This window comes from Parasphingorhabdus sp., from assembly GCF_036963705.1.
In the GTDB taxonomy this organism is placed as follows: Bacteria; Pseudomonadota; Alphaproteobacteria; order Sphingomonadales; family Sphingomonadaceae; genus Parasphingorhabdus.
On sequence record NZ_JBALUT010000004.1, the window covers coordinates 1 to 8,754 of the forward strand.

The 8,754-nt window shown below is 58.0% G+C and carries 5 protein-coding genes; 4 read left to right on the forward strand and 1 reads right to left on the reverse strand.

All coding sequences use genetic code 11. The features are described 5' to 3' along the window. The 4 genes from V7680_RS01430 to V7680_RS01445 form a co-directional block, all read left to right on the forward strand. A partial coding sequence (locus tag V7680_RS01430; RefSeq protein ID WP_335651501.1) for an ATP-binding protein occupies nucleotides 1-1,610 on the forward strand: 1,610 nt, incomplete at its 5' end. 93 nt (nucleotides 1,611-1,703) lie between these two features. Then, nucleotides 1,704-2,858 carry an NAD(P)H-dependent flavin oxidoreductase gene (locus V7680_RS01435; RefSeq protein WP_335651502.1) on the forward strand — a complete coding sequence of 385 codons (1,155 nt, stop codon included), beginning with the start codon at nucleotides 1,704-1,706 and terminating at the stop codon, nucleotides 2,856-2,858. A 266-nt stretch (nucleotides 2,859-3,124) separates the two neighbouring features. After that, nucleotides 3,125-4,765, forward strand: coding sequence for an acyl-CoA synthetase (locus V7680_RS01440; RefSeq protein WP_335651503.1), 1,641 nt, complete (start codon nucleotides 3,125-3,127; stop codon nucleotides 4,763-4,765). Between the two features lie 16 nt (nucleotides 4,766-4,781). Next, nucleotides 4,782-5,690 (forward strand): diacylglycerol/lipid kinase family protein, encoded by a 909-nt coding sequence (locus V7680_RS01445; protein WP_335651504.1) that lies wholly within the window; start codon nucleotides 4,782-4,784, stop codon nucleotides 5,688-5,690. A gap of 11 nt (nucleotides 5,691-5,701) precedes the next feature. Here the strand turns inward: V7680_RS01445 and V7680_RS01450 are convergent, their stop codons facing one another. Beyond that, complete coding sequence (locus V7680_RS01450; RefSeq protein WP_335651505.1) at nucleotides 5,702-6,592, reverse strand: alpha/beta fold hydrolase; 891 nt, start codon at nucleotides 6,590-6,592, stop codon at nucleotides 5,702-5,704. Nucleotides 6,593-8,754: the final 2,162 nt, after the last annotated feature.

Below are 8,754 nucleotides of genomic sequence, written 5' to 3' on the forward strand. Positions count from 1 at the left end.
TGCCCTGCGTGCCCGGCTATCAGGGCGATGATCAGGCAGACGACGTGCTGATCGCCGAAGCCGGCAAAATCGGCGTGCCGTTGATGGTCAAGGCAGCCGCTGGCGGCGGTGGTCGCGGCATGCGGCTGGTTCACGATCTGAAAGACGTACCCAACGCGATCAAGCTGGCCCGGTCCGAGGCGGAGAACGCCTTTGGCAATGGCGAACTGATCCTCGAGAAAGCGATTATCAAGCCGCGTCACGTCGAAATTCAGGTCTTTGCCGACAGCCATGGCAATACTATCCATCTCGGCGAGCGCGACTGTTCGGTCCAGCGCCGCCACCAGAAGGTGATCGAGGAAGCGCCTTGCCCGGTCATGACGCCAATATTGCGCGAGCAAATGGGAGCGGCTGCGGTCGAAGCGGCCAAGGCAGTCGATTATGTTGGTGCCGGAACGGTTGAATTTCTGCTCGACCAGTCGGGATCCTTCTATTTTCTCGAAATGAACACGCGGCTGCAGGTCGAACATCCGGTGACCGAGGAAATCACCGGTCTTGATCTGGTCGCACTGCAACTGAAAGTCGCGTCAGGCGACTTGCTCGGTCTTGAGCAGCAGGACATCACGCTCACCGGTCATGCGATGGAAGTCCGGCTCTATGCCGAAGATCCAGCGGACGATTTCCTGCCCAGCACCGGCCCCGTCCATTTGTGGCAGCCGTCCGATCTGGCGCGGGTCGACAGCGGCATCGCGACCGGCGGCGAAGTATCGCCCTTTTACGATTCGATGGTCGCCAAGATTGTCACACACGGCGCAACCCGCGACGAAGCCCGGAGGCGGATGATCAAGGCCCTGTCGGAAACAGCCTTGTTCGGCCCAAAAACCAATCGCGACTTCCTCATTGATGCGCTCGATCGGCCAGACTTTGTCACCGGTGAGGCAACCACCGCTTTCATCGGCGAAAATTACGGCGAAGGCGGGGTTGATCTCGGGGCGCATGATTTTGCTTCTTATGCAATCGCGGCGGTCATCCATCACAAGCTGCGGCAACAGGCGGCGCACAAGCTGGCGCTCAACGTCAATCCGGAAATGCTTGACTGGTCCAGCACCGGCTCACTGGAAACCGTGGCACAATATGCCGATGGCGAAGATGCCCAGACCATCCATGTCCATGTCGACAAGCCCGGCCATTATCGAGTCAGCTCCGGCGAAGAGGGTGTCGAGGTGGACCTGATTTCCCTAACCACCGACCACGCAAAATTGCGGGTCGAGGGGCGGACCGTCGAAGCAATCTATTTTGACGACCATCGCACCCTGTATCTGGCACTGCCCAAACGCTCGCTGACCGTCACCGATCTGACCGGGCTTAGCGCCATGGAAGATGCTGGCGGCGGTGGCACCGTGGTCGCGCCGATGCACGGATTGTTGCTCGAGATATTGGTCGAGGCCGGAGCGCGGGTTGCCAAGGGCGACAAGCTGGCGGTGCTAGAGGCGATGAAGATGCAGCACGAGATACTCGCGGAGATTGACGGAACGGTTGAAACCATCGCGGCAACCGCTGGCAAACAGATTGCAGCCGATGATCTGATCCTGGAAATTGTCGCGGATGAAGCTGAAGAAACCGATAGTTGATAAAGACCGTTTGTGCTGAGCTTGTCGAAGTACGATTGACCGCCAAGGGCCCTTCGACAGGCTCAGGGCGAACGGCAATGAGGAGACCCACCAATGAACAATAAAATCTGCGACATGCTCGGTATCGAATTTCCGCTGGTTGCCTTCTCCCATTGCCGCGATGTCGTCGCTGCCGTCTCCAGAGCCGGTGGCATGGGCGTATTTGGCGGGGTAAACTGCTCTCCCGAGATGCTCGAGGAAGAGCTCAGCTGGATTGATGCCCATGTCGATGGGAAGCCTTATGGTCTCGATATCATCGTCCCGAACAAGGTCGAAGGCAAAGGCGAACAGCTTGATCCGGAAGCAGTGCTCGCCTCGATTCCCGAAGAACATAAACAATTTACCAATGACATAATGCAGCGTCATGGTGTCGATGCTGCGCGTAGCGCCGAGGACATCGAAGCGGTGCGCCGCGAACAGGTCGCGTTCACCGATAATTTGCGTGGCGGTACAGCGGCTGCGATATTGGAAGTCGCTTTTCGCCATCCGATCAAACTGATCGCCAATGCTCTGGGTATCCCGCCGCAGGTGATGCTGGAAATGGGGCAAAGGCATAATGTTCCCGTCGCGGCACTAGTCGGGACAAGAGATCATGCGATGAGTCAGGTTGCGGCCGGTGTCGACATCATCATTGCCGTAGGCGGCGAGGCCGGCGGGCATACCGGCGATATATCCACAATGGTGCTTATTCCCGAAGTCTGCAACGCACTGGCCCAGATTGGCGATGACACGCCAGTACTTGCAGCAGGTGGCATAGCAACGGGTGCCCAGATGGCCGCTGCCATGGCAATGGGCGCAAGCGGCGCCTGGTGCGGCTCGGTCTGGCTGACTACGGTCGAAGCGGAAACCAATCCGGTGGTCAAAGAGAAAATGCTCGCCGCCACATCACGCGACACGGTGCGCGCTCGGTCACGCACCGGCAAGCCGTCGCGGCAATTGCGTTCACCCTGGACCGATGCCTGGCAGGCTGAGGGCGCGCCATCCCCGCTTCCCATGCCGTTACAGTCTCTGGTCGCGGAGCCTCCGTTGCGTGTGCTCGACAAGCTGAGTCAGGGTGACAATCAGGGCGCCAAGGATCTGGCCACCTATTGGGTCGGACAGGGCGTCGGTCTGATGAACGAGCAGATGACCGCAGGTCAGGTGGTGCAGGAGTTCAAGGAAGATTTCCTCACCGCTTATGAAAGACTGGCCGCTAATCTCGGCGAATGACAATCGCCTGGCGATCCTGGCCCTGCAGCGCAGTCATTTTCACCCTATGCTTTCTCCAGACCGGATCGAACGAGGCTGGCATTGAGGATCGCATGGCGTAGATCACGCCGAAAAATCCGCTGCTCGGCGAAAACCACGAGTCAATCCTCTCCAAACTGGCGGCCTTCCCCAACCATAGATTGTTTCAATTGGTTACAAGCCCCGCCATCTGGTTGCGTAAAGCGGCGATCTGGTTATTCTCGGGAAAAAAATGAGGAGAGATTCGCATGACTTGGCAAATGGCCGGTATCTGGGAGAATATTGCAGAGGCAATTCCCGACAAGCCAGCAATCGTCGATGGCGACAAGCGTTACAGCTGGTCCGAATATACCGATCGTTCCGCCCGGATCGCTCAGGTGCTAACCGACCATGGCCTGAAGGCCGGCGCCAAGCTGGCGATATACTCTTATAATAGCGCAGAATATATGGAGACCCAGTTCGGGGCCTTCAAAGCGCGCATCTGCCCAGTCAATGTCAACTACCGCTATCTCGAAGCGGAACTGACTCACGTCATCAACAACAGCGACAGCGAAGCCCTGGTTTATCAGGCTCAATTTGCCCCGCGTATCGCCGCGATCCGGGATCAACTCGAACAGGTCAAATTGTTCTTGGAAATCGAAGACGGGTCCGGCGAGCATCTTGAAGGCGCGGTGTCTTATGAAGAGGCGCTGCAAAGCACCAATCCGATGCCGGTGATCGAGCGGTCCGGTGACGACATCTATATGCTCTACACCGGTGGCACCACCGGCATGCCCAAGGGCGTGATGTATGATCACAAGACTTTTGCCCCTGCGCTGCTCGCCAAAGGGTTCGAGATGCGGATGATGGAACCGCCAACCGATTCTTCGGGCTTTGGTACGCTGGTGAAGCAGTTGCACGCTGCAGGCGCAGCCTCGCGCTCCATTCCCGCCTGCCCGCTGATGCACGGAACCGGCATGTGGATCGGCGCGATGGTGCCGCACAGCCTCGGCGGCTGCGTGGTACTGAGCGACAACAGCCATTTTGATCCGGTAGCGCTCTGGCAACTGGCGCAAGACGAGAAAATCACAGACATAACCATCGTTGGCGATGTATTTGCCAAGCCAATGCTGGCTGCCCTTGATGATGTTAAGGCGGCAAGCCAGGCATTTGATTTATCACCGCTTTTGATGATGGGATCGTCGGGTGTGATGTGGTCCACCGAGGTCAAACGCGGTCTTTTGGGGCATTTGCCGCATATGGCTATCGTCGACAGCATGGGATCGACCGAGGGCAGCATGGGAGTATCTATCACCACCGCCGAAAATATCGATATCGACCAGACCGCCAAGTTCGACATGAACCCGACAACCAAAGTGCTGACCGAAGAAGGCAAACCGGTCGAGCCGGGCTCCGGTGAAATGGGGCTGATCTGCAACGGCGGGATGGTGCCACTCGGCTATTATAAGGACGAGGCCAAAAGCGCTGCGACCTTCAAAACGTTCGATGGTGTCCGCTATTCAATTCCCGGCGATTTCGCGACCGTTGAGGCAGATGGCTCAATCACTCTGCTTGGCCGCGGTTCTGCCTGCATCAACAGCGGCGGCGAAAAGATATTTCCGGAGGAAGTCGAGGAAGCGCTCAAGACGCATGAATCGGTCTACGACTGCCTTGTCGTCGGCATAGCCGATGACCGCTTTGGCCAGAAAGTCACCGCGATCCTGTCGGTGGCGCCAGGCGCCCGCTTCGACGAGGCCGAATTGAACGAATATATCCGTTCAAAACTTGCGGCTTACAAGGCTCCGCGCGCGATCATCCTGGTCGATGAAGTGCCGCGCGCCGCCAATGGCAAGGCGGGTTACAAAGCAGCCAAGGAAATTGCACTGGAGCGGTTGCAGGTGTCGGCCTAGTTTCGGTAAACGAACGATGATCGTCGAGCTCATCCACAATCCGGCTTCCGGGACCTATAACGAGCACCGGCTGGATGCCCTGTCTCGTGCGTTTCAGGCGTGCGGCGCGGAGGTCCGGTTTGGCCGTACCGAGAGAAACGGACAGTTCGAGATTCTGCCCGATTGTGATCTTGTCTGTGTATCCGGCGGTGACGGAGCCTTGCAACTGGTCGTCACATCCATGGCGCGAGCAAAAATATTGAAACCGCTTTGTGTGTTTCCCGCCGGCACCGTCAATCTGGTCGCCATGGAACTTGGCTATTCCGATGATCCGGCGACATTTGCTCGCGAGATCATGGCTGGATATCTCGATAAGGAAAATTCCCGGCTAGCAGCGCCGATGGTAACTTTCGATGGTCAGCCTTTTGTCGCGTGCCTCAGCGCCGGACCGGATGGACAAGCGGTGGCCCGCCACAATCCCAAGCTAAAGAAGCGCTTCGGCGGCGCTGCCTATGGCTGGTCGTTAATCCGGCTGCTGGGTAACTGGCCGCAGTTTCGCTTTTCTCTGGCGCTCGAAATGAGCGACGAAACGACAGATCATCTGAACTGCAGCGCCTTCTATGTGATCAAGGCGCATCATTATGCCGGAAACTGGGTGTTGGCACCATCAGCGAGATTGAACTCACGACATTTCCAGGTCATATTGCTGACCCGGGCCCGTCGCAGGGACTTTTTGCGATTCATCATCCAGATTGCCCGCGGCCGCGATCCCGCACAGCTCGATTTCGTCCAGTCCTTGCCCGCCTATCGACTCACAATGATAGCGAAAGACGAAAACTCCAGATCGGCAGCGTTCCAGGTGGATGGAGACACTCTGGCGACGCAGCCGCACGAAATCAGGATGACAAACCAGGCAGTTACCTATTGCTTGCCCTTATCCGGGTGAAACCCGGTATTTCAGGCCGCGCGGCAATGGGCTGTGATCAGATCAACCATTTTGGGCAGTTTGCTCGGGGGCAGATCATGGCCCATACCCTCGACCAGTTCGAAGCTTGCGCCTTTGACATTGGCCGCGATATCCTGACCGCAAGCCGACGGGATAAGCGGATCTTCTGCTCCGTGAATGACCATCGTCGGCGCCGTGATCCGGTTGGCCGCCGGCCGTAAGTTCCCGCTGTCGATGATCGCTGCCATCTGGCGCTTCGGGCCAGCGGGATAAAAGGCGCGTTCCTGCGCGAGCTTCATCATTTCCCGTCGTTCCTTCGGCCGGCTGCGGCCCTCTTCCGAGGCGATCAGTGACGAGAAAGCCAGACCCAGCTCAAGCGCTTCGTCCGGCGTCCGCGCCTTAGCGCGCGCAGTCTGCATCAGCACCTTGCGCACTTCGGCGTCGGCGCCGGGCAAGCCAGGGCCATTGGTCGATGACATCACCGGAGTCAGGGAAAGCACGCGATCGGGATGATCCGCAGCAATCAGCTGACCGATCATGCCGCCCATCGACGCGCCGACAATATGCGCGCGGTCAATCTTCAACCCATCGAGCACGCCGACAGCATCCCTCGCCATATCGCTCAAATTATAGGGCGCCATCTGCCGTTTCGGGAAAAAACGCTTGGCGATCATCTGGCGGATCGGATGGGGCGGCCGCACGCCGTCAAATTTATAGCTGAGCCCGACATCGCGATTGTCAAAAGTGATCACCCGGAACCCGTTTTTCACCAGGCCGTTGACGAAATCCATCGGCCAGTAAACCAGCTGGGCGGTATAGCCCATGACCAGAAGAATCGCGGGATCCTCGGGATTGCCGTGGTCTTCTACTTCGATATTGATGCCATTGGCGATGATCTGCATATATTCTTCCTGATCTACCCGAAAACAGAATCAGTAACAGAAAGCGCGGCCGTTACAAGAAGGGCGGCAGGGTCAGCCTAGGGCGTATATTCCCGATCGGTCTGCTCGGCGCTATTGGCCGCAATATTGGTATTTGAAGAGACGGCAACCGTGCCTATGCGCGCAACCTGGTTTTGCTCGTCGACCACTACGCGCACCGACAATATCGACGAGACCTGGATGGCCTGCGCTGACAATTTTGCGATCCGGACGGTATAGCCGCCGTAAGGAACACCATCGAACAGGAAGAAACCGTCAAATTCGGTCTGGGTCTCGCGAATGACACGGCCTTCAACATCGACCAGTTCCAGACCAACGCCGGAAATCGTACCGCCGCCCTCGCGAACCAAGGTGCCTTCGACCTCGCCGGCGCTGACCAGCGGCAATTCTACCGTCACCGCAACACCGGGGCGCGGGGTAATCACTACACCCGGCAAAGCAGGCTGAACATAGGGACTAGACAGGCTGCTGGCATCGATCCCGATCAATACCGGTCGGAAGGGTTGCAAATTGTCGATTATCGCGCGCCCGTTGACATCGGTGGCCGTCAGCGAGACCGATTGGCCCGCGGTCAACTCGACATTTTCCACCAATGGCTCGCCAGGCTGGCGGATACCGTCGCGGTTCTCGTCTCGATAGACAATCGCCATAGCCTGCCCGTTATCGGCGAGCTTGTTGCTGGAAAAACGGAATTTGCCGTTTCGCGGATCGGGGCCAAGGCTGAACGACAGATTGAGGCCGGCTGCAACCGAACCATCGGTCGCCGCCTCGGCGCTTGCGGTGAGCGAAAATTTGTCGAAACGGCGAATGATCCCGATTCCAGCGCGCCCACGGTTGAGCCCGGCATCATAACCGAGTTCCGCGCGCCAGTCCGATCGCTCCCCGGCGCGCCATTCGCCAGTGAAATTGACCCTTTCAAACCTTTTTTCGGGTGCCAGACGGTAAACCGCTTCACCCCGCAGCCGGACCTTGCCGATCCGTCCGTTGGCCAGCAGCCGCGCGTCGAGACGATCTGGCGGACCGGGTCCGATGTCGCTGAACCGCTTCTCCCAGTTCAATTCTCCGGTAAGAGATAAACGATTGAAATTAAAAGACATTCTTCCGGTCACGTCGAGGCTGTCACGGCCGTCTGTGCGCGTTTCATATTGGGTATCAATGTGAAAGGGTACCGCGCGGCTGCCGATTTTAAAACTATGGTCAACCGACAGGCTGTGGCGGGACTCGACATTTTTGCCGATCTGATCCGAGACGAAATCACCCCGTGCCCAGACTGATTCGGCGGAAATATAACTATTCCCAAGCTGGCCCAGCAACTGGCCGCGGAACGCCATCCCCTGGCCGAGATTCGAAGAGGCCGAAAGCTCAACCAAGGTCGGCCCCACCGCCCGGCGCACCGATCCTTCTACATAGTTGTAACGATCACCGTCGATCTGGAGGCTGAACAGGGATGCCGCAACCGAGGTTCTGGTATTGATCCCGCGTTCTACACCGAAACCGCCTCGCAAACCGGCCTGGCGGATCGGTAAAAACTCGCCGAGCCGGATCAGATCCTCGCCCGCTTCATTAATCCCGGCCCAATAATAAGTTTCTCGCGGGGGGATCGAATCAAGCCCAACGGGAATCACCTTGGTATCGCGGCGGATCTGGCCCTGTGGTCCGTACAGAACCACTTCGATGCGGTTCTGGCCGTAAAGCAGCGGAACATCGAGAAATTCGTAGCGACCGTCGGTGCGGTTTTCGGCAAAGGCCAGCAATTGGCCGTTGCGATAGAGTTCTGCGTCCCAGCCGCTTGGCAGTTCACCTCGGAAACTGGTGCGGTCAAAGCTGTCTGGCCGCTCTACCGGGCGATTTGTCACCAATGCACCACGGCCTGCAACCGACTGCGACACTAAGGGCGTGGATATTGTCGATACGTCGCCCAAAGCGAAGTGGGTGGCCTTCAACGGCCCGAGAAGATTGGCCTTCGGATCGGTTCGATAGGCCCTAAGCCTGAGATTTTCGGGGACGCCGCTATTGTTGGAGGAAAGCCGGGCGTCAAAGCTCGCTTTGCCGACCTCCCCGGACGCATATAGTTCGTAGCGCAGGTCGAATTGCTGACCCGAGCGCTTGTCTTTCAGACCACC